Annotated in this window: 21 protein-coding genes, 2 tRNA genes and 1 pseudogene; 9 read left to right on the plus strand and 15 right to left on the minus strand. The window is 68.6% G+C overall.

From position 1 onward, the window contains the following. The first annotated feature begins 55 nt into the window (after positions 1-55). Together BQ7391_RS01445 and BQ7391_RS01450 are read left to right on the plus strand one after the other, a co-directional pair. A complete protein-coding gene (locus tag BQ7391_RS01445; protein WP_075278982.1) occupies positions 56-1096 on the plus strand; it encodes a cupredoxin domain-containing protein in 1041 nt (346 codons plus the stop codon). Then, on the plus strand, positions 1093-2052 hold the full coding sequence (locus tag BQ7391_RS01450; RefSeq protein WP_075278983.1) for a hypothetical protein: 960 nt from the start codon (positions 1093-1095) through the stop codon (positions 2050-2052). Before BQ7391_RS01445 ends, BQ7391_RS01450 begins: the two co-directional genes overlap by 4 nt. 91 nt (positions 2053-2143) lie before the next feature. On the opposite strand, the gene BQ7391_RS01455 is transcribed toward BQ7391_RS01450, so the two are convergent. From BQ7391_RS01455 to BQ7391_RS01480, 6 genes are all read right to left on the minus strand, one after another. Beyond that, positions 2144-2219 (minus strand) — tRNA-Glu (locus BQ7391_RS01455). Positions 2220-2614: 395 nt separating this feature from the next. Next, positions 2615-2699 (minus strand) — tRNA-Leu (locus BQ7391_RS01460). A gap of 20 nt (positions 2700-2719) precedes the next feature. Next, positions 2720-3748, minus strand: a complete 1029-nt coding sequence (locus BQ7391_RS01465; protein ID WP_075278984.1) for a Ppx/GppA phosphatase family protein — start codon at positions 3746-3748, stop codon at positions 2720-2722. A 1-nt stretch (position 3749) separates the two neighbouring features. Then, positions 3750-4289, minus strand: coding sequence for a hypothetical protein (locus tag BQ7391_RS01470; RefSeq protein ID WP_075278985.1), 540 nt, complete (start codon positions 4287-4289; stop codon positions 3750-3752). Between the two features lie 132 nt (positions 4290-4421). Then, the gene (mazG, locus tag BQ7391_RS01475) at positions 4422-5273 is read right to left on the minus strand and encodes a nucleoside triphosphate pyrophosphohydrolase (RefSeq protein ID WP_075278986.1); all 852 of its coding nucleotides are present in this window, start codon (positions 5271-5273) and stop codon (positions 4422-4424) included. 170 nt (positions 5274-5443) lie between these two features. Then, positions 5444-6472: a CobW family GTP-binding protein gene (locus BQ7391_RS01480; RefSeq protein ID WP_075278987.1), complete on the minus strand. Its 1029-nt coding sequence runs from the start codon at positions 6470-6472 to the stop codon at positions 5444-5446. A gap of 175 nt (positions 6473-6647) precedes the next feature. Between BQ7391_RS01480 and BQ7391_RS01485 the strand changes: the two genes are divergently transcribed. Both BQ7391_RS01485 and BQ7391_RS01490 read left to right on the plus strand, forming a co-directional pair. Continuing rightward, entirely contained in the window at positions 6648-6902 is a 255-nt protein-coding gene (locus BQ7391_RS01485) for a DUF4160 domain-containing protein (RefSeq protein WP_075278988.1), read from the plus strand. A 13-nt stretch (positions 6903-6915) separates the two neighbouring features. After that, positions 6916-7350, plus strand: coding sequence for a helix-turn-helix domain-containing protein (locus BQ7391_RS01490; RefSeq protein WP_075278989.1), 435 nt, complete (start codon positions 6916-6918; stop codon positions 7348-7350). 72 nt (positions 7351-7422) lie between these two features. On the opposite strand, the gene BQ7391_RS01495 is transcribed toward BQ7391_RS01490, so the two are convergent. Next, complete coding sequence (locus BQ7391_RS01495) at positions 7423-8481, minus strand: NAD(P)-dependent alcohol dehydrogenase (protein WP_075278990.1); 1059 nt, start codon at positions 8479-8481, stop codon at positions 7423-7425. Between the two features lie 269 nt (positions 8482-8750). Between BQ7391_RS01495 and BQ7391_RS12070 the strand changes: the two genes are divergently transcribed. Together BQ7391_RS12070 and BQ7391_RS12560 are read left to right on the plus strand one after the other, a co-directional pair. Then, positions 8751-9218: a helix-turn-helix domain-containing protein gene (locus tag BQ7391_RS12070; protein ID WP_075278991.1), complete on the plus strand. Its 468-nt coding sequence runs from the start codon at positions 8751-8753 to the stop codon at positions 9216-9218. A 59-nt stretch (positions 9219-9277) separates the two neighbouring features. Beyond that, positions 9278-9901 (plus strand): IS3 family transposase, encoded by a 624-nt coding sequence (locus BQ7391_RS12560; RefSeq protein WP_075278992.1) that lies wholly within the window; start codon positions 9278-9280, stop codon positions 9899-9901. Between the two features lie 26 nt (positions 9902-9927). Here BQ7391_RS12560 and BQ7391_RS12720 read toward each other — a convergent pair. The 7 genes and pseudogenes from BQ7391_RS12720 to BQ7391_RS01540 form a co-directional block, all read right to left on the minus strand. Further along, a pseudogene (locus BQ7391_RS12720) lies at positions 9928-10554 on the minus strand (IS3 family transposase); the annotation flags it as partial. Between the two features lie 295 nt (positions 10555-10849). Beyond that, positions 10850-11503 carry an HAD family hydrolase gene (locus BQ7391_RS01515; protein ID WP_075278994.1) on the minus strand — a complete coding sequence of 218 codons (654 nt, stop codon included), beginning with the start codon at positions 11501-11503 and terminating at the stop codon, positions 10850-10852. A gap of 84 nt (positions 11504-11587) precedes the next feature. Next, positions 11588-12403, minus strand: coding sequence for a PTS system mannose/fructose/sorbose family transporter subunit IID (locus BQ7391_RS01520; RefSeq protein ID WP_075278995.1), 816 nt, complete (start codon positions 12401-12403; stop codon positions 11588-11590). A gap of 2 nt (positions 12404-12405) precedes the next feature. Continuing rightward, the gene (locus tag BQ7391_RS01525) at positions 12406-13200 is read right to left on the minus strand and encodes a PTS mannose/fructose/sorbose/N-acetylgalactosamine transporter subunit IIC (RefSeq protein WP_075278996.1); all 795 of its coding nucleotides are present in this window, start codon (positions 13198-13200) and stop codon (positions 12406-12408) included. Between the two features lie 60 nt (positions 13201-13260). Continuing rightward, entirely contained in the window at positions 13261-13764 is a 504-nt protein-coding gene (locus BQ7391_RS01530; protein WP_075278997.1) for a PTS sugar transporter subunit IIB, read from the minus strand. Positions 13765-13817: 53 nt separating this feature from the next. After that, positions 13818-14255: a PTS sugar transporter subunit IIA gene (locus tag BQ7391_RS01535; RefSeq protein WP_075278998.1), complete on the minus strand. Its 438-nt coding sequence runs from the start codon at positions 14253-14255 to the stop codon at positions 13818-13820. A gap of 9 nt (positions 14256-14264) precedes the next feature. Continuing rightward, positions 14265-15371, minus strand: a complete 1107-nt coding sequence (locus BQ7391_RS01540; protein WP_075278999.1) for an SIS domain-containing protein — start codon at positions 15369-15371, stop codon at positions 14265-14267. 275 nt (positions 15372-15646) lie between these two features. On the opposite strand from BQ7391_RS01540, the gene BQ7391_RS01545 reads away from it, so the two are divergent. Both BQ7391_RS01545 and BQ7391_RS01550 read left to right on the plus strand, forming a co-directional pair. After that, on the plus strand, positions 15647-16360 hold the full coding sequence (locus tag BQ7391_RS01545; protein ID WP_075279000.1) for a GntR family transcriptional regulator: 714 nt from the start codon (positions 15647-15649) through the stop codon (positions 16358-16360). Positions 16361-16382: 22 nt separating this feature from the next. Then, positions 16383-17399, plus strand: coding sequence for a YitT family protein (locus tag BQ7391_RS01550; RefSeq protein WP_083662034.1), 1017 nt, complete (start codon positions 16383-16385; stop codon positions 17397-17399). 331 nt (positions 17400-17730) lie between these two features. Here BQ7391_RS01550 and mfd read toward each other — a convergent pair whose 3' ends face one another. Beyond that, positions 17731-21171 (minus strand): transcription-repair coupling factor, encoded by a 3441-nt coding sequence (mfd, locus tag BQ7391_RS01555; protein WP_075279001.1) that lies wholly within the window; start codon positions 21169-21171, stop codon positions 17731-17733. 325 nt (positions 21172-21496) lie between these two features. Here mfd and BQ7391_RS01560 point away from each other — a divergent pair, with 325 nt between their 5' ends. Then, positions 21497-22849: an ATP-binding protein gene (locus BQ7391_RS01560; RefSeq protein WP_075279002.1), complete on the plus strand. Its 1353-nt coding sequence runs from the start codon at positions 21497-21499 to the stop codon at positions 22847-22849. The last annotated feature ends 78 nt before the right edge of the window (positions 22850-22927 follow it).

The raw sequence follows: 22927 nt of genomic DNA on the forward strand, positions 1-22927 counted from the left end.
CCCCCGCCCGTGGCGCGCCCTTCTCGGCTACCATAGGGGGACGAGAGGGGGCAGCATGGCGCACGACCCACGGCGAGAGGACTACCAGCGGCTGAGCCTGCGTTTTGCGGAGGAGCTCGACAAGGGCGACCCCGCGGACGCCGCGCGCGCCTTCGCCTCGTTTGGGCGGCGCTTCGCCCAGGACCGCGACGGCCTCCCCCAGACGGACGCCGACCGCGCCTTCCACCTCGTGGCGATGGCGAGCGACGTCGTTGACAGGCGCCTCCCCTTCGCCTCCGACGAGCAGGCGCCCGACCTCATCAAGCGCGGGAAGGAGCTGCTCGAGGAGGCCCTGAGGCTCGACCCGGCGTGCCATGACGCGACGCGCATGCTCTCGTCCTCGAGAACGGCGTCGATCGACGAGCGCTACCGCTTCCTCAGCGACCATGCCGACGAGGTCCGCGCATCCTGCGAGCAGGCGCGCGACCAGGCGCTCGGCGAGCTGAGCGACGAGCGCGCCGCCCTCGCGGCGGACATCGCGATGCGACCCTACTGGCGCTGGCTCGCCTCCCTCGCGGAGGAGGCGCTCATCTGCGGGCGCAACCGCGTCGCGATCGACGTCTCCGAACGGCTCCTCGCATCTGACCCGCGAGACACCTCCGACGTCCGCTTCACGCTCGCCTACGCGCTCGCAAAGCTCGAGGACCTGCAGGGCTGGCTGGCGCTGACAAAGCGCTACGCCGCGCTCGCCTCGGGCCGGCCGGCCGACGACGCCTGGACCCTGCTCGCCGGTGCCTCGCTCGCGTTTCACAACGGCAACCCCATGGTCGCGCGCACGGGGATCGAGAAGCTGCTGAGGAGGTACCCGGGCGGCGCCATGACGCTCATCCGCCAGGCCGAGCTCCCCGACGGCGAGTTTGCCCGGCTGCACGTGGCCCCCTATAGCGAGGACGAGCTCATCCTCGCCGTCAGCGAGGGAATCGTGCTGCTGCAGGAGGGGACGGACCGCTCCGGGAGGGGCACCTTCGGCGCCTGGGTGGCCCGCGAGGCCGCGCGCATCGACCCCAAGGCGGCGCGCGAGGCGATGGCGGCAAGAGAGGGGGGCCAGCAGTCGTGAACGCATGGGACGAGCTCGTGGAGCGCTGCGCGCAGCGTCGCCTGAAGAAGCTGGGGCCGCTTTCTGACGAGGCCTATGCTGAGCTGGTGCTCGCCGTGCGCGAGAACCCCGAGTCGTTCATCGAGCACACGCCCGAGCGCGCGATGCTCGTGATAGCGCGGGCGCTCGACGCCTATCGCGCGAGCTGCAGAAACGACGACCTCCTCGACGACGCCGCCTTCGAGGAGGAGCGCTCGCGAAGGCTCGCGAAGGCGCACGCCGAGTTCACCCTCGCGCGCGAGATAGACGAGAGCAGCCTCGACGCGTGCCTGCTCGAGCTGCTCACGGAGGACCGCGACCCCGACCTGCTCTTCCGGGGCCTCATCGAGCTCGAGCGCGACTTCTCCTCGGACGAGCTGCCCCCGGGCGACGCCTGGGACGACGTCTTCTACCGACCCCACCTGCGGCTGCGCGCCGCCCTGGCGAGAACCTGTCTCGACACGGCGCGCTACGGCATAGCCGAGCGCGCGGCGACCTCCGTGATGGACGCCTCCCCATCAGACCCGCTCGGCGCCCGCCACACCTGCGCCCTCGCGCTCGCGCGGCTCGAGGACGAGAAGGGCTTCGATGCGCTCGACGCGCGCTTCTCCCGGCAGGGCGACCCGTGGTCCCACCTCGCGCGGGTGATCCTCCTCTACAAGCTCGACCGCATGAGCGCGGCACGGCGCGCCCTGCGCGGCTTTGACCAGCTCTGCCGCGGCGGCGCCTACGCGCTGCTGCGCCCCACCTACGTGGAGCCCTACCTCCCCGACCGGCCCGACGTCACGCCGGGCGGCTTCGAGGAGAGCGTGTTTGCCGTGCGCGAGGCGGAGCCCATCATCGCCGACGTGCCCGACTTCATCAACTGGTGCCAGGGCCATGACTGGCTCGTCGCGTCCGCGCGACGGTTTGCCGAGAAGAACGACCTGGACTGGTAGCTTGGGCGCGGCGGCCTTCTCGCCGGGCAGCTGGGAACATCCCCCGCTGACAGACGGCCCGGACCGCGCGGCGATCCGGGCCTCAGGCTCGTGGTGCCCCCAACGGGAGTCGAACCCGTGTCGTCGCCTTGAAAGGGCGATGTCCTAGGCCACTAGACGATGGGGACGCACGGGAGAGTATACCAGACGGGGTGCCGTTAGGATTTCGGGGTCATTGTGGCGCTGGCAGCACGTGGGGGTTAGTATCCTGGGGTCGTTGCAGGTGGCGGCGCAAGGCGCGTTAGGGATTCGGGGCTGTTGCGGGCGCGGGGCGCCCGGCGGCGGCCCGTCGGGGCCCGCTGCGCGCGGACGGGCGCGGAGAGCGCGGCCCGCAGGTTCTTCTCGCCACCGTGGGCGCGCAATGGCACGGATTTCTTAACCCCATATGCGCAAGGCGCCGCAACAAGCCCAAATCGCTAACGCGCGGACGCCGCGGGCGCGCAATGACCCCAAAAGCCTAAGCGCATCCGAAACCATCCGACAGCAAAATGCCCGGGACGGCAATTCCCGGGCAAGAAATCGCTGGTAGGGGCGGTGGGACTCGAACCCACAATCCTTGCGGCGAGAGATTTTAAGTCTCCTGCGTATGCCAATTCCGCCACGCCCCCGCGTGCGCGCTCATACCATCCTAGCGCAGCGGGCGCTCCGGGAGGGCATGCATCTCGGGGCGCCATCCCACCGGCGAGGCCGTCCCGTCGAGCGAGGCCGCGGCCGTCAGGGCCAGGCCAAAGAGCAGGTCGGACTCGCTCGCCTGAAGCGCCGAGAAGGACGTCTGGCGCATGAGCTCGGAGATGGCAACGGCGCCGCCCAGGATCACGGGCGCGCGCTTGGCCTGCAGGCCCGGCAGCTCGGCGCGCTGCTCGACGGTAAGGCCGGCAAGGCGGGCCTCGAGCGCCTCGACCTTCTCGCGCGTGAGGCTGGCAAGGTGGACGCGCGCGGAGTCATAGGGCTCCATCTCGGCATCCATGGCCACGAGGCTCGTGACCGTGCCGCCGCAGACGACGAGCGCCTCCGGGGCGCCCGCGACGGCGCGCTCGGAGCCGGCTGCCCAGAGCCCGCCCTCCTCGACGGCCGGGGCAAACCCCTCGGCGACGAAGGCGTGGGCGGCAGCCAGGTCGCCCGCGGTCGGCAGCGGGGCAGCCTGGAGGTACTTCTCGGTCACCCGGCGGCAGCCCACGTCGACCGAGCGCACGTAGGTGAGGTCGAGCGCCCCGTCCTCCCCCAGCGACCCGAGGGCAAGCTCGGTGGAGCCGCCGCCGTTGTCGGCCACGAGGATGCGCCGGCCCCGGAAGTCCTGGGCCACGCCGAGAAACGTCAGCGAGCCCTCAATCCGGCCGGGAATGACGAGCGGCGAGAGGCCCAGGGACTCGAGCGCAGACGTCATGTCGCGCGAGTTCTCCGCGTCGCGGGCCGCGCTCGTGAGGGTGCAGCACGCCGCGGGGGCTCCGGCCTCGACGGCCAGGGCCACGTAGCCGCGCACGCAGGAGAAGACGCGCTCGATGGCGTCCGGCCGGAGCCGTCCCGTGGCGTCGACCCCCTCGCCGAGGTTGCAGATCTCCGAGTGCTTGATGAGGCGGGTCACGCGCCCGCCCTCGACGTCCGCCACGGCGAGGCGGGCGGTCACGGTCCCGATGTCGATGCAGGCCACGCGCGTCATGCTACTCTCCCTTGTACTGGAAGACGAGGTCGCCGATGACCACGTACCAGGGGAGCGCCTCGCCCTCGTTGGCGGGGGCGTCGTCGGACTCCTCCGGCGCGCCCTCGAGCACGACGCCGACCTCGCCCTCGTCCACAAATCCGCGACGGCGCGCCTCGTCCTCGATGCCCTCGCGGGTCTGGAGGCGGCTGATGTCTCCCTGATACTCCTCGATGCTGGCGTTGAGCCCGTCAAGCGTCTCCTGCTTCACGCCCTGGTCACGCCACGCGCGATAGAGGCCCTGCGCCGGCGGGTAGACCGAGACGAGGACGAAGAGCACGACGGCGGCGATGACGATCGGCGCGCGAAGGCGCGAGAGCAGGCCGGATGCGTCGACCTCCCGCACGCCGCGCAGGAGAGACGGGCCCGACGGACGCCTTCCCGCGTCGCCGCGCGCGGGCGCGCCCTTCTCCGCGCGCCGACCGGGGGCCCTCCTCGCCGCGCCCTGGGCGCGCGAGACGCGCCGGCCGGGCGCGCCCGCGGATGCCGGGCGTGCCCCCATGCCGACTCTCAGGCTGGGTCTTGTGAGTACTCTCTCGCTCATGCCGCTGCTTCGTTTCTGGTTCGTGTTTGGCTGGGCTGTACGCTGTGTCTGCCTTAGTTATACCAGACGGGCGGCGGCACGGGGGCGCGCTCAGAGGTTCTCCTCCGCCTTCGCACGGTCCCAAAGCTCATTCAGGGCCGCAGCGTCAAGCTCGTCGAGAGCAACGCCCAGCTCACGGGCCCTCTCCTCCATGCGGGCCCAGCGCGCCCTGAACTTGCGGTTGGAGGCCGCGAGCGCCTCCTCGGCGTCGATGCCCTCCCAGCGGGCCACGTTCACGAGCGCAAAGAGCAGGTCGCCAAACTCCGCGGCGCGCTCCGGGGAGCCCGGCGCCTCACGCTCCATCTCCGCGCGCTCCTCGGCGACCTTCTCCCACACGCCCGCCTCGTCCGGCCACTCAAAGCCCGCCTTGGCGGCGCGCTTGGAGATCTTCTGGCACTGCATGAGCGCGGGGAGGGAGCGCGGCACGCTGTCGAGCAGCCCCTGCGGCCGCTCGTCCTCGCCGGAGGCGGCGCGCTCCGCGGCCTTCACCTCGTCCCAGATGTCCTGGACCTCACCGCCGTCGCCGGCCGCCGCATGCTCGCCAAAGACGTGGGGATGGCGGCGCACGAGCTTCTCGTTCAGGCCGTGGATGACGTCGTCGATCGTGAAGGCGCCGTCGTCCGCGGCTATCTGCGCGTGCAGGACCACCTGCTCCAGGACGTCGCCGAGCTCCTCTGCCAGGTGCGTGGCGTCATCCGCCTCGATGGCCTCCACAACCTCGTAGGCCTCCTCGACCATGTTGCGCGTGATGGAGCGGTGCGTCTGCTCGCGGTCCCACGGGCAGCCGTCCGGCTGGCGCAGGCGCCACATCGTGCGGACCAGGCGATCGAACTCGGGGTGCGTGGCCGGCGCTCCCGGGCGAGCGGCGTTCTCGGCGTCCACGCGGTCGGCGATCTGGGACATCTCGGCTCCTTCTGCAGCAGGTTCTTCTCGCCTGCGATTCTACCGCGGGGCGCCCTGCCGCCGGGCGAGTGGCTCGTTTTGGACGGACGGCCGCCTCGTACGGGCCTCATCCGTCCAAAACGCGTCACTCAGCCGGGCGGGACGCAACAGCGCGCGGCGAGAAGAGCGCGCTACTCGTGATGATGGTGATGGTGATCGTGGTGCCCGCCGTGATGTTCGCCGTGATAGTCGCCGGCATCATCCAGCGCCGCCTCCGCGTGGCCCGCGGCCACGGCGTCCCGCACGAGCGGCAGCAGCGTCTCGCGCAGCCAGGGCCTGCGCACCTCCGGGCCGATGAACACCGCGAGCGCGCCGTCCTTCTCGCCCTCGGCGGGCGGCTCGGCACCGGTGACGGACCACGCCCGGTCAACAACGTCGAAGCGCAGCCACTGGCCGCCGCAGGGCAGCAGGCCCTTGGCGCGCACGACCTCTCCGAAGACTCCCGCGACCAGCGCGTCCAGAAACCACAGCAGGTGGTTCTCGGTGGGCAGCGAGACCCCCGCCAGAGACAGGCTCTCAAACTCGTCCTCCGCCGGCGCCGCGTCCGGGCGCGCCGCAGCCCGATCCGGGTCGAGGTCGTGCTCCAGCAGCGCCGAGAAGAACTCGTCGGGCAGCTGTCCGTACGGCACGTCCACGATCCGTGCCGCCGGGTTCTTCTCGGCCACCCACGCCCGTGCAGCGGCGACCTGGCCAGGCCCCGCATGCTGCACCTTGGAGAGCACCACCACCGGCGCCGTGGCAACCTGATCGAGGTAGATGTCAGAGAAGCGCTCGCGCTGGCGCTCCCAGGCGACCGCGTCCACGATCACGAGCGGCGCGAGCAGCGAGATGCGCTCGTAGCTCACCTGGTCGACGTTTTCCAGCACGCTGGAGAGGCGCGCGACGCCCGTGGGCTCCACGACCAGGTACTCGGGGTCGAGCGTGTTGGCTATGGTGAGCACGGACGCGGCGAAGTCCTGCTTGCCCGAGCAGCAGATGCAGTTCTCGGTGGACTCCCAGACGGAGAGCTCGTCGGTCTCAGAGAGAACCTTGGCGTCGATGTCCGCCTGGCCGTACTCGTTCTCGTACACCACGAAGTCGCGCCCGGTGCGCCGGGCGAGCTCCTGGATGAACGTCGTCTTTCCGGCCCCGAGGAAGCCGGACACCACCAGCACGCGCATGCGACCCCCAACCTGAAACGCCGTCGCTTTTGGGCACGTCGATTCTCTCACATGTTAGCCAGCCCTTGCGCTGGCCCACATTCCGCCGCGTCCGTCCCGGCGTAGGAGAAGATCGTCATTTCGTTGTATCACGGTATCGTGATATACTGCTCCCAACCGAGGGAAGGTGGTCAGCATGCCCGTACTTGCCCGCTTTTACGGAATCGTCATACGCATGTACTTCCTTGGCTCGGAGCACAACCCTCCGCACATTCACGCGATCTATGGAGACAACACAGCGGCCTTCGACATTCGGACGGGCAACTTGCTCGACGGAGAGCTTCCTTCACGAGCCGCCACAATGGTCCGCGAATGGATTGGACTTCATCGAGTCGCCCTCATCGAAATGTGGGAGACACAGGAGTTCAGAGCGCTTGCTCCACTAGACTGAGAGGAGTAGTCCCATGTTTCACAAGATAAAGGACGTAACACCCCTTCCTGGCCTTTGCATGCGCGTGCAGTTTGTCAACGGAACGACCAAGCTCTACGACGTCGCACCGCTTACCGAGCGATTCGACGCCTTCCAGGAGCTCAAGAGAGGCCATCTGTTCGAGGATGTCGAGGTCGACGCCGGCGGATACGGCGTCTCGTGGAACGATAACCTTGACCTGTCCTGCGACGAAATCTGGGAGCACGGCGAGCCCATAACGACGGAGTTCGACGGGCTGATGTCGTTCGCCGACGCGAGCGAACTCTGGGGGCTCAGCGAGTCCACACTCCGCAAGGCGGTCTCATACGGCAAGATCGTCGCCGGCATCGACGCGAGGAAGTTTGGCAAGCAGTGGATCGTTACCTCCGCTGCCATGCACAGAGAGTACGGGGAGCCGCTGAGCGCCTAGGCGCATGCGACCCCCAGACAAACGAGCGGGCGGGGGTCGAGAAGGACCCCCGCCCGCGACTCACCTAAAACGCTAGTCGATGACGACGACCGGCTTGATGAGGTCGGCAGGCTTGTCACGCATGAGGAAGAGCGCCTCCTCGAGGTGATCCCAGCCGTGGAAGACGTGGGTGGAGAGCGGCGCCACGTCCAGACGGCCGGAGCTCACGAGCGAGCCGAGCTTCTCCATGCGCAGGCGGCCGCCGGGCATGAGGCCGCCGCGGATGTCCTTGTGCCCCATGCCGACGCCCCACTCCACGCGCGGGATGGTGACGAAGTCGCCGCCGCCGAGGTAGTTGACGTTGCCGATCTTGCCGCCGGGCTTGAGGGCCTTAACGGCGTCCTCGAAGGTCTGGCAGCCGCCGCCGGCCACGATCACGCGGTCGACGCCCTTGCCGTCGGTCATCTCGAGGACCTGGTCGGCAATCGGGCCATCCTTGTAGGAGATGAACTCGGTGGCCCCGTAGCCCTTGGCGGCCTCGACGCACTTGGGGCGCGTGCCCACGGCGATGATGCGGGAGGCGCCGCGCAGGTTGGCGCCAGCCACGCTCATGAGGCCGACGGGGCCGATGCCGATGACGAGGACCTCGTCGCCAAACTGCACGTCGGCGAGCTCGACGCCGTGGAAGCCGGTCGGGACCATGTCGGAGAGCATGCAGGCGTCGACGGGGTTGATGTTCTCGGGCAGGTGGGCGAGGTTGCCGTCCGCGTCGTTGACGTGGAAGAACTCGCCAAAGACGCCGTCCTTGAAGTTGGAGAACTTCCAGCCCGCGAGCATGCCGCCGGAGTGCATGGAATAGCCGGCCTGCGCCTCAAGGGAGTTCCAGTCGGGCGTAATGGCGGGGATGAGGACCTTGTCGCCGGGCTTGAAGTCACGGACGAGCTCGCCGACCTCGTCGACGACGCCGCAGGCCTCGTGGCCAAGAATCATGTTGTGGCGCTCGCCGATGGCGCCCTCCCAGAGCGTGTGCACGTCGGACGTGCAGATGGCGACGGCCAGCGGACGGACGATCGCGTCCATCGGCCCGCACGCCGGGCGCTCCTTCTCGATCCAGCCGGACTCGCCGATCTTGAGCATTGCGTAACCCTTCATGGGCGCACCCCTTTCGGTCGGTGGTTGCCTGCCCCCGCGATACGGAGACCCTATCGGGCTCGGTACCCACCTTCGCACCCCGGCAAACCTCCGGACCGGCAAGCGATATATGCGGTGTCGTGAGTGGCAATTCACGCAGGCGAGGGTGAGTGCCGAACGCACGGGTAGCGCCCGCATCAGGCGCGCCCACGGCCGAGTGACGCGTTTTGACCAGACGGGGGGCTCGGACAAAAAGTTGGACACCCATAGGTGTCCGGATTGGAGTCCGAGTGTACCCAGAGGAAGTGAGGGCAGAGGCCGTGGAGGCCGTCCGCCTGGGTTTCAGCCTGGCCGAGGCGGCGGAGCTCGTCGGCTGCTCTAAGTCCACGGTGGGCGCATGGGTGCTCGCCGCCGGCGCCGGGCGCCCGGGGCGCGGCGGCGCCGTACACTTGCCCTACGACACGAAGGTGGGGCTCGTCGCCCGCTACAAGGCGGGCGAGCGCGCCGCGGACCTCGGCCGCGGGGCCGGCGTGACGGGATGCGCCGTCACCAACTGGGCGCGCAGGCTCCGCGAGGAGGGGGTGCTCTCGCTCATGGCGGGGGACGAGATCAGGGCCGCCGCGCCCGAGCCCGCCGGGCCGCCGTCCGAGCTCGAGGGGCTCAGGCGCAGGTGCGGGGAGCTGGAGCTGGAGAACGCGATACTCAGGGGCACGGTGGACATACTAAAAAAGACCCCGGCGCCGACCCCTCGGACCTGACGCGGGCTGAGAGGGCGGCGCTGGCCGAGTCGCTCAGGGCCGAGTTCGGGCTGGCCCGCGTGCTCGCGGCGCTCTCCCTGCCGAGGAGCACGTTCTACCACCGCCTCGCAGCCGCGTCGGCCCCGGACCCCTACGCCGCGCTCAGGCCCCTCGTGCGCGCGAAGTTCGAGGCGTCGGGCGGCGCCTACGGCCCGGCGCGCGTCTGGGCCGCGCTGAGGTCGGGCGGCGGCGAGCCCCAGAGGGCGCGCGGGGCCGCCTCGCTCGACCCGTCGCGCCCGGTGAGGGTGAGCAAGAAGGTGGTCAGGCGCGTCATGCGCGAGGAGGGGCTCTCGGCCCGCGCCGCCGCGCCCGCGGCCCGGCCCTACAGCTCCTACGCCGGCGAGGAGGGCATGGCGGGCGCGCCGAACCTGCTGCTCGTCGACGCCTCCCGCGACCCGCGCGACTTCTCGGCCGGGCGGCCCGGCGAGCGCCTCGTCACCGACATCACGGAGCTCGGGCTCCCCGACGACGCCAGGAAGGCGTGCTTGTCGCCCGTCATCGACCTCTTCGACGGCGACGTCGTGGCCTTCTCGGCCGGGACCAGCCCCCTCCAAGGCCCTCGTCGCCGAGAAGTCGTGGGAGTCCGCCGTGCCCTCGGCGAGCAGCAGGTTCGGCGCGGAGCGCAGCCCTGCTCGCCGGCGTAGGAGCTGTAGCGCCACCGGCGCGGCCGGCGGGCCGCGAGGCCCTCCTCGCGCATCACGCGCCTCACGCGCTTCTCGGAGGCGACGACCCCGCGGCGGCGCAGCTCGGCGTGCACGCGCCGGTAGCCGTAGCGGTCCCGGCCCGCCTCGAACGCCTCCCTCACGAGCGGCCTGAGGGCCGCGTACCGGTCGCGGCCCAGGCGCGAGCGGTGGTACTCATATGAGCTCCTCGATATCCTCAAGAAACCGGCGATCGAGCGGAGGGGCAGGCCTGTCTCCCGCCTCAATCTCTCGCCGAGCTCGCACTTGCTCCTGTTCGAGATCGAAGCCAGGTCCCACCCTCCCGCTTTTAGGTCGGCCAACACCGCCCTGAACAGCAGGTTCTCTATCTGCGCCGGCGCCAGCCCCGCGAGGGGCCCGGTCGCCGGCGGGTCGTACAGCCCCTTCTCGGACATGCGCGCCGCCCTTCCGCCGGTGGTGTCGCCGCCCATCCTACCGGAGCCCCACGGCGCGCCCGTGTAGCTCCTCGGCAGGAGACCAGCGGACCACGCGCCGGCGGTGCTGAGGGGGACGCCGGCGAGCTCCGCCGCCTCCCGGAGCGTCATCCCCTCCTCCCGCGCGAGCAGCACCAGGCCGACCTCGTCCCCGTCGTGCATGCGGACCTCCGTCCCGGACCCGCGAGGGTCCAACTTTTCGTCCGCATCCCCAGCTCGTCTAGAATTTGCGGCCCTTGTCCGGGGCGATTCTAGAAATCGCCGCCCTTGTCGCCGGCCCTTCTGAGAAACGGCGGCCTTGTCCGGGAGGCTTCTAGAGAACGCGGCCCTTGTCCGCCGCAGGGGCCGCGGGGCCGTACAACCCCTCGGATTCCTAGACACGGTGCGGACAAGGGCGGCGTTTCCTAGGCGCGGCCAGGACAAGGGCGGCGTTTCCGAGAAGGGCGCGCCGCCGTGACTACGCCAGCGAGGCGACCCGTCGCTCCCCGACCAGGTCGACCAGCTCGAAGAGGTCGTCCATCACGAGGTCCGCCTCGCGCTGGTCGAGAAGGGCCCCGTCCGGCTGGCGCAGCGCGCACACGAGCGCGCCCGCCGCCTTGCCGGCACGGATGCCGGTCGGCGAGTCCTCGACCACGACGGACTCCTCGGGGGACACGCGCAGGCGTCGCATGGCGCGCAGGTAAATCTCGGGGTCGGGCTTGTGGGCGACGCACTCGTCGCCGCTGATCACGTAGTCCGTGAGGCCGCCGAGGTCGAGCGCCTCCATGCACTCCTCGATGAGGAAGCGCGGCGACGACGAGCAGATGGCGATCCTCACGCCACGGCCGCGCAGGGCGACGAACGTCGCGTGCGCGTGCCTGTTGCCCAGCTCGCCCCAGGGCGTGGGATGCTCGTCGGCGAAGCGGTTGTACCCGGCGCGCAGGCGCTCCCGCAGCGCGGCGTCGCCGGGGACGCAGCGCTCCCAGGACTCGTCGTCGTGGACGCCGGTCCAGTCGTCGACGTCACCCAGCTCGAACCCCTGACCGCGCAGATACTCGACGCGACGCCGGTTGTAGTAGCGCTCGGTGAACGCAAGCACCCCGTCCATGTCGAACAGCGCCGCCTTGACCACTTCCGCTCCTTCCGTGAGACGACGCGCCGCCGCGGCCGCGGGGGGCGGGCGCGGCGGCGCGAGAGAGGGACGTTGCGCAGGGTCCTACACGAGCCCGAGGGCGGCGAGGACAATGCCCAGGATGAGCAGGCCGAACATGACCATCGTGCCCGAGCGTCCGCTCTTGAGCAGCTTGTAGCAGCCACCGACGAGGCCGAGCGGGAGGATGTACGGGCAGATCTGGTCGAGGACCTCCTGGAGCACGACCGTGGCGCCGTTGATGTCGACCGTGGCGCTGAGCGTGAGCAGGACCATCGAGGGGATCATGGCGCCGATGACCATGAGGCCCATGATGCGCGCGGCCTCGGTGACCTTCTGGAGCGTGCCGTCGCTCGAGATGCGCTCGAGGAACTTGGAGCCGCCGCTGTAGCCGATCTTGAAGCCCCAGCGACGCACGATCTCGGACGGGATCACGTTGAGGATCGCGTAGATGATCGGGCCGAGGACGTTGCCCGCCACGGCGAGCGGCGCGCCGATGCCGGCGCCGATGACGCGGAAGGTGCCCCAGAAGAACGAGTCGCCGATGCCGGCGAGCGGGCCCATGAGCGCCGCCTTGACCGAGGTGATGGAGCTGGTGTCGTAGCTTCCGGGCTCGGAGGCGTTCTGCTCCTCCATCGCGCAGGTCAGGCCGATGATGAACGGGGAGGTGGACGTCGCGCAGTTGAAGAACTCGAGGTGGCGCTTCACGGCCTCCTGCATGGCCTTCGGGTCGTCCTTGTAGAGCTCCTTCAGGGCGGGCATCATCGTGTAGCCGTAGCCCGTGGACATCTGCCGCTCGTAGTTGAAGCAGCCGAGCAGCTGGTAGTGACGCCAGAAGACGCGGCGGAGGGTCTTGGCGCTAATCTTCTTCTCTTCTGCCATGATTAGAGCTCCTCACTGTCGTCATCGTCGACGACGGTCTCACCGGACGTGGCGGCAAGGACGGACCCGGAGGCCTTGTTGCCGCTCAGCATGTAGTAGACGACGGCCGCGATGGCTCCGAAGAAGGCGGCGCCGAGGGTGCTCACGCCGAGGAACGCGGCGAGCGCGAAGCCGAGGAACAGGAACACGCCGAACTTCTTGTCCCAAGTGAGCTGGATCAGCATGGCCACGCCGAGGGCGGGCAGGATGTTGCCGGACTGGTTGAGGCCGTTCTGGATGACGTCGGGGATCTGGTCCACGAAGGCGGTGATGACGCCGGAGCCCAGAACGAAGCCTAGGAAGATGGGCACGAACTTGAACAGGAAGTACACGATGCCGCCGCCCCAGACGCACCAGTCGATGAGGTCGTACTTCTCCTTGTCGGCGAGGCGGTCGGCCTGGTGGGCGAAGAAGGTGTTCACGATCGGCGCCGCGATGTCGCAGATCTGCGCGACGACGGCGATGGGCACCGCGAGGGCGAGCGTGGTCTCGTAGGACGCGCCGGTGCTGATCGCGAGCGCGGTCGCGAGCGCGGAGCCCACGACGACGTTGGGCGGGGTGGTGGTGCCGATGCCGTTGAGGCCCATCCACACGAGCTCGAGCTCGCCGCCGATCACGAGGCCCTTCATCGGGTCGCCCATGATGAGGCCCACGATCGGGCCGATGATGATCGGGCGGTCGAGCATGTGCTGACCACCGAGACGGGACTCGAGGTAGATCAGCGACGCCACGAGGGCGACCAAGAATCCTTGCAGCATGTCGTTCCTCTCTCTTGCTGACTTGCGGCGGGCGCGCCGGGCGACGCGCCCGCTCCGTTCCTACTTGAAGGCCCGCTCGATGGCCGCGAAGTCGGCGCTCTCGAGCGTGGGGTTGGCCTGGCCGAAGACCGTGACGCCGGCGTCGTTCAGGGCGCGCGCCGCCTCGAGCTCCTCGGCGGTGGTGTAGACCTGCGGGATGATGGCCACGTAGGTCTCGCCGGGCTTCTTGTTCACGCCGGCGGTGCCGATGTTGAGACGCGTGAACTTGTGCACGTCGTCCAGCAGGTCATAGATCCGCTTGGCGTCCTCCACCGTCTGCGTGACCAGGAAGATCTTCTTGTTGTCGTTGACGGGGTTGTTGAGCGCGGCCGCCGCCTTCTCGACGGACTTGACGAACAGCTTCACGCCGGCGGGCTTGGCCAGCTTGAGCGAGTTCTTCTTGAACTCGTCGGCCGCCGCGGCGTCGTTGGCCACCAGAATGGTCTCCGGCGCGAGGTGCGACGTCCAGGCAACGGCTACGAGTCCGTGGATGAGGCGGTCGTCTGCCCTGGTGAGCACGATCATGTCTACTCCCTTCCCTGTTCTTCTCGGCTGCTCGCCCGCGGCGAGCCTCTTGGCTAGAGCTCCTCCTCGTCCTCGTCTCCCTCCTCCTCGGCGCTCGGCTCCTCGGGAGCGGGGATGTCCGCGAGGGGGAGCATGAGCTGGGCGCGTGCGCTCGCCACCGTCTGCGCGAGCGTCTCATACGTGGGGTCGTCCTCGAACGCGAGCTCGAGGAGCAGAGGCATGTTGATGCCGCTCACCAGCAGGAATCCGTACTCGCCCGCCAGCCTCATCGCCACCTGGTTGACGGAGCCGCCGGGGATGTCGGTGCACACGACGACGGGGCCGCCCGCGGGCAGCGCCTCGAGCGCCTCTCGCAGCTCGCGCTCGAACTCGGTCGTCGCCACGTAGCCGTTGAGGTAGTGGACGTTGTCGGCGTCCGCCTTGAAGAAGCGGATCGCGCCGGCAAAGCCCTCGGCGAGCGTGGAGTGCGTGGCGATAAGAACCTGGCTCATGGCGCGCTCCTAGTTGAGGTGGGCGAACGAGGTGCGGTTGGCCGGGCGGTAGCGCGTGTCGATCTTGGCGTTGATGCAGTTGCGGCAGGCCATGATCTGCAGGGGGATCACCATGACCAGCGGGGTGAGCTCGTCGGGGACCTCCTGCTCGAAGCAGATGGACTTCTCGCCAAACTCCCCGGCGTGGTCGCCGTTGGTGATGACGAAGACGTGGTCGGTGACCTTGTTGTCCTCGTACCACTTGAGGAAGCTCGGGACGCGCTCGATGCCGGGGCCGTCCGGCGCGACGAAGAAGGAGTAGTTGTTCTCGTCGAGCGCGTAGTGCGGGCCGTGGATCATCTCCTCGAGCTCGTAGCCGCGCACCGGCTTGTGGAAGGTCTCGTTGAGCTTGAGCTCGGCCTCCTCGGCGGTGCAGGCGTTGATGCCGTAGGTGCAGACGTAGCCGCGCGTGATGGCCATGAGCTCGAAGACGTTCGCGTCGTACCAGGCGTCGGCCTGGGCGACGAAGCTGTCGTAGTCGTTCGCGAGGCGCTCGGCGTCGGCGAGCTTCTGCGCGTAGGCGGCGTCGTCGAGGGTGCCCAGGGCGTGGCCGGCGGCGATGGCGAGCAGGTAACCCTCGAAGAGCGAGACCTGGTAGCCGCGCGTCTCCACGTGCACCTCCTCCTTGCCCGTGAGCAGACGGATGGCGGAGTCGACGCTCTCGGTGACGGGGCTGTCCATGACGTCGGTGAGCGCGAGCGCGTAGAAGCCGGCCTCGTGCGCGCGGCGCATGACGTCGATGGTGGAGACGCTCGTGCCGGACTGCGAGACGCCCACGACGAGCACCTGGTCGGGACGATAGGCGCCGCTCGTGGCGATGTCGTTCTCGTCGAAGCGCGTGGGGAAGCCGGCGCTGGCCTCGACGCGCGCGTAGCGCTGCATGAGCGTGGAGATGTAGATCGAGGCGTTGTAGCTCGTGCCCGAGCCCACGAAGTAGACGCGCTTGAAGTCGTGCGTCGTCATGAGCTCGACGAACGGGTCGCAGAACACCGCGCGCTCCGCGAAGGCGTTGCGCAGCGCGTGGCCGGTGTCCTTGATGTAGCCGTACATGCTGGGGTCTTCGAGCTTGGTGATCATGTCCGCTCCTTCGGTCCGCTTGTCCTTAGCAACTTTGTATATACATTTTGTCTCTTTGTAATGACATTGTGGGCCGAATGGTATCTATCCGTCGGTAACTGGCTGATGGCGAGGTGAACATATGTACAGACAAACCTGAAAAACAGCAGCTCCTGGAGGCGGCGTCGCTGGCGGAAGCCACCGGAACCCGACGTGTTTCGACCGTTGGAATAATTCATGTATAGACAATTACAAACAGTTTGTTACCCTCCTTGGTAGAGACGGGAGGAGGCGTCATGGCGCGAGAGCCCAAGTACCGGTTGGTCGAGAAGACCGTCCACGAGATGATCGAGGACGGGACGCTCAAGGTGGGAGACCAGGTCCCCACCGAGGAGGAGCTCTGCGAGCGGTTTGGCTTCTCGCGCATGACCGTGAGCAAGGCCCTCAACAACCTCTCCGCCGACGGCTACATCGAGCGCGTCCCCGGGCGCGGCAGCTTCGTGACCCGCCGCCACGTGAACAAGAGCCTCGCCGGCGGGGCGAGCTTCACCGAGGACATGGCCGCCATCGGCCTGAAGGCCGGCGCGCGCCTCATCTCCTACGAGGTCGTCAGCGCAGCAGACGCGCCGGTGGCTGCCGAGAAGCTCGGGCTCTCGGGCACGGACCTCATCCACCACTTCGTGCGCCTCCGCACCGGCGACGACATGCCCATAGCCATCAGCGACACCTACATCTCCGCCCCCGTAATCCCCGCGATCAGCGTGGAGTGCCTGAACGGCTCGCTCTACGACTACGTCCACTCGCTCGGCATCAGCACCTCGCACGTCGACCAGGAGCTTCGCGCGCTGCTGCCCACCGAGGAGCAGAAGCGCCTGCTCGAGGCCGACGACATCGCCCTGCTCTGCTCGTCGCACGTGACCTACACCACGATCGACGGCATCTCTGTGCCGTTCGAGTACATCAACACCTACTACAACGGGAGCGTCTACACCTACCGCCACACCACGTAGGTCTTCAACAACGGAGGAACGCATGCGTCACGACGACCCTGGGCGGCTCGCCGCCGAGGAGGAGCTCTCTCATGCCGGGGTGAGGCCGGAGCAGGCCTCGCCCGCCTACGAGGGGGCGCCCGTCATCCAGGCCGAGCGTCTGCTCACGCCCGAGGAAGAGCGCATGAGCGACCGCCTGCTGCTGCGCCGCGACCGCCCGAGCATGGTGCGGACCGCCGTGGCGGTGAACGTCGGGGCGATTCTGTGCGCGCTGTCCTACGTGCTGTTCCAGGCCCCCAACAACCTCGCCACCGGCGGTGCATCGGGCATGGCCATCGTCATCTCCACGCTCGTCCCCGCCCTGCCGAGCGACGTGGCGCTCTGGGCCGTGAACGTGGCGCTCGTGGTGGTCGGCCTGATCTTCGTCGAGCGTCGCGCCGTGGCCTGGAGCGTCGTGGCGTCGATCCTGCTCTCGGTATACGTAAGCGTGCTCCAGGCGCTGGTCCCCGTGAGCGGGTCCGTGACGGGGGACCTCTGGATCGACCTCGTCTGCTCGCTGGTGCTCGTCGCCGCAGGCGCGGGCATCGCCTACAACGCCGGCGCCTCCACGGGAGGGACCGACATCCTGGTGATGGCGCTCGCGCGACACACGAGCCTGCCCACCGGCCACGCGATCACTGTGGTCAACGCCGTGACCGCCTGCTCGGGCGTGGCGCTCTACGGGGCGCGGACGGGCATTTACTGCATCATTGGCCTGCTGCTGGAGACGGTCATCGTGAACGGCGTGCTCGACGACCTCAAGCAGCACAAGGTCTGCACCGTCGTCTGCCGCCAGCCCGCGCGCGTCCAGGAGTTCGTGGTGCGCCGCCTCGCGCGCACCGCCACGGTCTGGCTTGCGTACGGGGCGTACACGGGCAGGGAGCTCTCGGTCGTGATGACCGTGCTGACGCGTTCGGAGGCCCTCAGGCTCGAGAAGTACCTGCGGGGGATCGACCCGGACGCCTTCGTGACCTACGTCAACACGTCGCAGATCACGGGCCACGGCTTCCGCTGGGTGTAGGGTTGCGTCCGGACTGTTCTTATCGGCCGCAACTCCAAGAATCGCCGGGGTTGTCCGGGGGACGTCTAGGATTTGCCGCCCTTGTCCGGGGCGGCCCCGGGAATCGCCGCCCTTGTCGCCCGCCCTTCTAAGAAACGGCGACCTTGTTCGAAGAGCTTCTAGAGAACGCGGCCCTTGTCCGCCGCAAGGGCCGCGGGGCAGTACAACCCCTCGGATTCCTAGACGCGGCGCGGACAAGGGCGGCATTTCCTAGATGCGGCCAGGACAAGGGTCGGCTTTCCTAGAAGCGCGGGCGACAAGGGCGGGGATTCCGAGAAGGGCAGCGACCCCGCTACTCCTCGTCCACCTCGTCGTCGCCGCCGATCTCCTCGAGAACGCCGAGCGCGGCGGGCATGACCTCCTCCTCGGTGCGATGGAAGGGGTAAGCCACCTTGTGAGTCTTGGGGTACACGAGCGCGCCGCGCTCCTTGAGCCTGAGCGCCACGGGGCGCGGCACCTCGACCCCCTGGTAGATGAGCCGGCCGTTGGAGAGGCTGACAGAGGAGCATCCCAGCCGCTGCGCGCGAATGCGCACGCGGGCGCGGTCGAAGAGGTTGCGCCCGGCCAGCGGCAGCGCGCCGAAGTCCTTCTCGCACTCCTCCTGCAGGGCGTCCACCTCGGCCAGGTCCACGGCAGCAGCCAGGCGCCGGTACGCGAGCACGCGCTTGTCCACGTCGGGCAGGTACTCCTCGGCGAGGAAGAAGTCCGCCGGCAGGTTGATGGTGACCTCTGCCCGCTCAACGTCGCGCGTCTCGCCGCGCGCCTCTGCCACGGCCTCGCCGAGCATCTGCGTGAAGAGGTCAAAGCCCACACTGGAGAGGTTGCCGTGCTGCTCGGCGCCCATGAGCGAGCCCGCGCCGCGAATCTCGAGGTCGCGCATCGCGATCTTCATGCCGCTGCCCAGGTCCTGATACTCGTTGATGGCGGTGAGGCGGTCGGTGGCCTCGGGCGTGAGGGGCTGCTCGGCCGGGAACATGAAGTAGGCGAAGGCCTGCGTGCGCCCGCGACCTACGCGGCCCTTGAGCTGGTAGAGCTGTGCCAGTCCCAGGCGCTGCGAGTCCTCGATGATGAGCGTGTTGGTGCGCGGGTTGTCGATGCCGCTCTCGATGATCGTGGTGGCCACCAGCACGTCTATCTCATGCTCCTGGAAGTGGAGCATCACGTCCTCGACCTCGCGCGCGCTCATCTTGCCGTGCGCCACGCCCACGCGGGCCTCGGGCGCGGCCTCCATCACGCGCTCCACGGCGTCGTCGATCGTGTGGACGCGGTTGCTCACGTAGTAGACCTGCCCCTTGCGCGCGAGCTCATCACGAATTGCGGCGGAGACGATGTCCGGGTCCCACTCCCCCACGGTGACCTTCACGGGCAGGCGCCCGGGCGGGGGCGTCATGATGAGGCTCATGTCGCGCACGCCGCTCATGGCCATCTGCATGGTGCGCGGGATGGGCGTGGCCGAGAGCGTGAGCACGTCCACCTGCTCGCGCATGTTCTTGAGCTGCTCCTTGTGCTGCACGCCAAAGCGTTGCTCCTCGTCGATGATGACGAGCCCCAGGTCGTACGGGTTGACGTCTGCCGAGAGCAGCCGGTGTGTGCCAATGAGCACGTCCACCGAGCCGTCCGCGAACCCCTCGAGCGCCTTGCGCTGCCGGGCCGGGGTCACAAAGCGGGAGAGCACGGCAACCTTGAGGTCAAAGGGCGCAAAGCGCGAGAAGAACGTCTCGAAGTGCTGCTGCGCCAGGATGGTCGTGGGGCAGAGCACCATGACCTGCTTGGCGTCCTGGCAGCACTTGAAGGCCGCGCGCAGGGCCACCTCGGTCTTGCCGAAGCCCACGTCGCCACAGAGCAGGCGGTCCATCGGACGGCGCGCCTCCATGTCCGCCTTGATGTCGGCGATCGCTGAGCGCTGGTCGGACGTGAGCTCATAGGAGAAGCTCGCCTCCATCTCCTCCTGGACGGGAGTGTCCTGGGCGAACGCGTAGCCGGGCACGGAGCTGCGGCGCGTGTAGAGGTCCACGAGGTCAAACGCGAGCTTCTTCGCGGAGCGCCGCGCCTTGCCGGTGGCGCGCGACCAGTCGGCCGTGTTGAGGCGCGTGAGGCGTGGGCTGGCGCCGTCCGGCCCCACATAGCGCGTGATGCGGTCCACCTGCTCAAAGGGCACAAAGAGCTTGTCGCCGCCGGCATACTCCAGGAGGAAGTAGTCGCGCTCGCGACCGGCCACCTCCTGGCGCACGATTTCCGCGAAGAGCGCGATGCCGTGCGTGGCGTGAACGACGTAGTCCCCGGGCTTGAAGGGGAAGGTCACGCTCGTGGGGTCCACGCGCCGGGCGCGGCGGCGGTTCTTGGCCGTGCGCGCCGTGAGGTCGGAGACCGAGAAGACCGCAAGCCCCGCCGTGGGAATCACGATGCCCGCCGGCACCGGCGCGTCGATGAACGTGACGCGCCCGCGCTCGAGGGGCGGGACCTGCGGGTCGTTGTTCTCGGACGAGGTGCCGAGCGACTCCACGACGGGAACGGATTCGTCGGTGAAGCGCAGCTCCAGGGCCTCGCGCGCCGCGCGGTCCGGCACGGCGAAGAGCACCGAGGCCCTGTCGTCCACGAGCTGGCGCACACGGCCCATGAGCTTGGCGTCAGAACCGGCGATCTGCGGCTGGCGCACGGCAAGCTCGGCCGTCGCCGCGCCCGACCCCGCGCGCAGGATGGACGAGAAGGACAGGCGTTGCTGGCTGCCGAAGTCCATCTCGCGCGGTGCGGTATAGAGACCGTCGAGCGAGACATGCGAGGCGTTTGCCGCGACAGAGATCTCGTCATAGGCACGCATGCAGTCGTCGAAGAGGGCGCGCGGCTCGGCGAGCACCACGAGGGCGTCGGCGCTCATGTGCTCGAGCGGGCCAGACGTGGACCCGTAGAGCGCCGGCAGATACCGCTCCAGAGCTGGGTCGGCCGCGCGCTGGCGGATCAGCTCGAGGTCCGCGGCTATCTTGCCGTTGTCCTGTGCGCGGTTGTAGAGCGCCCGCTCGGCGCGAGTCACGGTCTCGTCAGTGAACGCCAGCTCGCGGCAGGGGGAGACCGTCACCTCAGAGAGCTCGCCGATGGTCTGTCCCGTGGAGGGGACCATGCGGCGCACGCGATCGATCTCGTCGCCGAAGAACTCTAGGCGCACCGGCGAGGTGGCCTGCGCCGGAAAGACGTCGACCGCGTCACCGTGCACGTGGAAGGTGCCGGGCGCGTCCACGTCCCCGGCGTCGGTGTAGCCCATGCCCACGAGCAGAGCCGGGACATCCTCAAAGGGCACCTCCTCCCCCACCGCGAAGGTGCTTGAGGCGAAGTAGCCCGAACCCCGGGGCGGCACGCGACGCAGCAGCGCGTGCGCCGAGGCCACCACGACGCACCTCTCGCCCTCGGCGAGGCGCGCGACGGCGCGGCAGCGCGCGCCAATCACGGCGTCGTCCGGCGCGGAGTCCGACCACGGGCGGTCGCGGCGCTCCGGATAGCGGCAGACCGCGTCCTGCCCAAGCCACGCCGCGAGCGCGCGGGCCGCGCGGTCGGCGGCCTCCTCGCCCGAGACCACGAAGAGGCAGGGGCGCGGGTCGCGAGCCCAGAGGGCCGCAAGCACGAGCGGGCGCGCGGACTGCGCCACGGCGAGCGTGGCGTCATGGCCGGCCCCGAGCTCGCGCAGCAGCGGCTCGAGCTCGGGAGCGGAGAGGAGCTTGCGGGAGACGCGGTCGATCAGCATGGGCATCCCTACATGAGGACGCGCCGGCCCCGGGTCCGGGGTCGGTGCGCGATGGCTTGGTTTTCCCGACTATTGTACCCGCAGCGCGGTGCGTGCACAGGTTCTTCTCGCCCGGTGCGAGGCCTCCATCCCGGGGAGCGTCGCGAGGCCCCGCATATCCGCCCCGCAGGGGGCGGCGTGCGAAAGGGACAGTCGCTTCTGCACACTGAAAAACGTGTGCAGAAGCGACTGTCCCTTTCGCACGCCCTCACATGGCCAATTTTGGTAACATTATATTGCCAATATATCCCATTTTGGATTGACAAGCATCCAGTTTGGAATCGCCATGAATGAGACCGTTGCCGCGCTTCTTCAAGAGTTCTCTCTTGACCTCTATCGCCCCATCATCAGGCGCAATCTTGACCTGGGGCCCGCCTTACCGCCGCGCGCGGGCAACCTTGTGAAAGTCGTGACCGGCATGCGGCGATCGGGAAAGTCCTACCGCCTCTTCCAGGAGATGGACGACCTGATGCGTGCCGGCGTGCCACAGGAGCGCATCTGCTACTTCAACTTTGAGGATGACCGCCTCGGGCGCGTTGTGCCCGCGACGGGAGACCAGGTTATCGAGGCCTTCCGCTACCTTCACCCCGGCCTCGCCGAGGAGGACGGCCTGTATCTGTTCTTCGACGAGCTTCAGGAGATGGAGGGCTGGGGCTCCTGGTTGCGCCGCATAGTGGATACGACGAAGGCGACCATCTACGTGAGCGGTTCCTCGTCAAAGATGCTCTCGTCGGAGATCGCGACGGAGTTTCGCGGCAGGGCGATCGACTTTGAGCTTCTGCCCTTCTCTTTCCGTGAGATTGTGGCGCAGGACCCTTCCCTGGCCCCGAGCCTGAGGGCCCACATCCAGACGGCGGCACAGGCTGCGCGGCTGCAGGCAAGCCTCGACGCCTACCTCGTCAGCGGCGGCTTCCCCGCAGCGCAGGGGCTTCCCCGACCTCAGGCCAGCGCCTTGCTCCAGTCATATACGCAGCGGGTCGTGGCGCGCGACGTGGTGGAACGCCACAATCTTGCGCGCCCTCGCGTTGCCTCCGCCTTTGCGCGAAGGCTCATGGGGCTGAACGCACGCCAACTCTCCGTGCGCAAGGCCGAGAATGACCTGCGCTCGGCGGGGCTCGCGACGGGACGAGGCTATCTCGCCGACCTGCTCGGATACTTTGAGGAGGCCTATCTCGTCTTCCCGGTGCAGGAGTTCACCCGCTCCCTCTCTGAAAGCACGACGGCGCAGCCCAAGGTGTACGCCATTGACCCAGGGCTTGCCCTCGCCAACAGCCGCGCGGGCGTCAATGACCGGGGGCAGCGCCTGGAAGATGCCGTGTATCTTGAGCTTCGCCGCAGAAACCCGGGAGGACGCGAGGGCACCATCTCGACCCTGCGTACCAAAGGGCGCGGTCTTGAGGTGGACTTTGTCGTCGGGGATATCCTCGATGAAGCACCGACCCAACTCGTGCAGGTCACGGAATCCATGGACGACCCCGTCACGGCGCAGCGAGAGCTGCGCGCGCTCTGGGAGGCCATGCGGGAGACGGGCCTTGAAGAAGGGGTGCTCGTCGTCGGGAACGGGCTTGATGCCACCCACGAGTCCGATTTTGGGCGCATCCACCAGGTCCCCGCCTGGAAATGGCTGCTCTTCTCGTAAGCTGTCAGGTGCGCGTGGCCCCGGAGTGTCGCGAGGGCCCCACGGAGTCAGCATGCGGGGCCGTGGCGACATTTCTTC

The sequence above is a fragment of the Thermophilibacter provencensis genome (genome assembly GCF_900128445.1).
GTDB classification, from domain to species: domain Bacteria; phylum Actinomycetota; class Coriobacteriia; order Coriobacteriales; family Atopobiaceae; genus Thermophilibacter; species Thermophilibacter provencensis.

Excerpts from the sequence above, each read along its gene's own strand:
- mfd (WP_075279001.1), bottom strand. The coding sequence starts at position 21,171 with ATGCTGATCGACCGCGTCTCCCGCAAGCTCCTCTCCGCTCCCGAGCTC.
- BQ7391_RS01480 (WP_075278987.1), bottom strand. The coding sequence starts at position 6,472 with ATGCGCGTGCTGGTGGTGTCCGGCTTCCTCGGGGCCGGAAAGACGACG.
- BQ7391_RS01540 (WP_075278999.1), bottom strand. The coding sequence starts at position 15,371 with ATGATCACCAAGCTCGAAGACCCCAGCATGTACGGCTACATCAAGGAC.
- BQ7391_RS01470 (WP_075278985.1), bottom strand. The coding sequence starts at position 4,289 with ATGGGGGCACGCCCGGCATCCGCGGGCGCGCCCGGCCGGCGCGTCTCG.
- BQ7391_RS01520 (WP_075278995.1), bottom strand. The coding sequence starts at position 12,403 with ATGGCAGAAGAGAAGAAGATTAGCGCCAAGACCCTCCGCCGCGTCTTC.
- BQ7391_RS01535 (WP_075278998.1), bottom strand. The coding sequence starts at position 14,255 with ATGAGCCAGGTTCTTATCGCCACGCACTCCACGCTCGCCGAGGGCTTT.
- BQ7391_RS01465 (WP_075278984.1), bottom strand. The coding sequence starts at position 3,748 with ATGACGCGCGTGGCCTGCATCGACATCGGGACCGTGACCGCCCGCCTC.
- BQ7391_RS01545 (WP_075279000.1), top strand. The coding sequence starts at position 15,647 with ATGGCGCGAGAGCCCAAGTACCGGTTGGTCGAGAAGACCGTCCACGAG.
- BQ7391_RS01445 (WP_075278982.1), top strand. The coding sequence starts at position 56 with ATGGCGCACGACCCACGGCGAGAGGACTACCAGCGGCTGAGCCTGCGT.
- BQ7391_RS01485 (WP_075278988.1), top strand. The coding sequence starts at position 6,648 with ATGCCCGTACTTGCCCGCTTTTACGGAATCGTCATACGCATGTACTTC.
- mazG (WP_075278986.1), bottom strand. The coding sequence starts at position 5,273 with ATGTCCCAGATCGCCGACCGCGTGGACGCCGAGAACGCCGCTCGCCCG.
- BQ7391_RS01560 (WP_075279002.1), top strand. The coding sequence starts at position 21,497 with ATGAATGAGACCGTTGCCGCGCTTCTTCAAGAGTTCTCTCTTGACCTC.
- BQ7391_RS01530 (WP_075278997.1), bottom strand. The coding sequence starts at position 13,764 with ATGATCGTGCTCACCAGGGCAGACGACCGCCTCATCCACGGACTCGTA.
- BQ7391_RS01495 (WP_075278990.1), bottom strand. The coding sequence starts at position 8,481 with ATGAAGGGTTACGCAATGCTCAAGATCGGCGAGTCCGGCTGGATCGAG.
- BQ7391_RS01550 (WP_083662034.1), top strand. The coding sequence starts at position 16,383 with ATGCGTCACGACGACCCTGGGCGGCTCGCCGCCGAGGAGGAGCTCTCT.
- BQ7391_RS01490 (WP_075278989.1), top strand. The coding sequence starts at position 6,916 with ATGTTTCACAAGATAAAGGACGTAACACCCCTTCCTGGCCTTTGCATG.
- BQ7391_RS01525 (WP_075278996.1), bottom strand. The coding sequence starts at position 13,200 with ATGCTGCAAGGATTCTTGGTCGCCCTCGTGGCGTCGCTGATCTACCTC.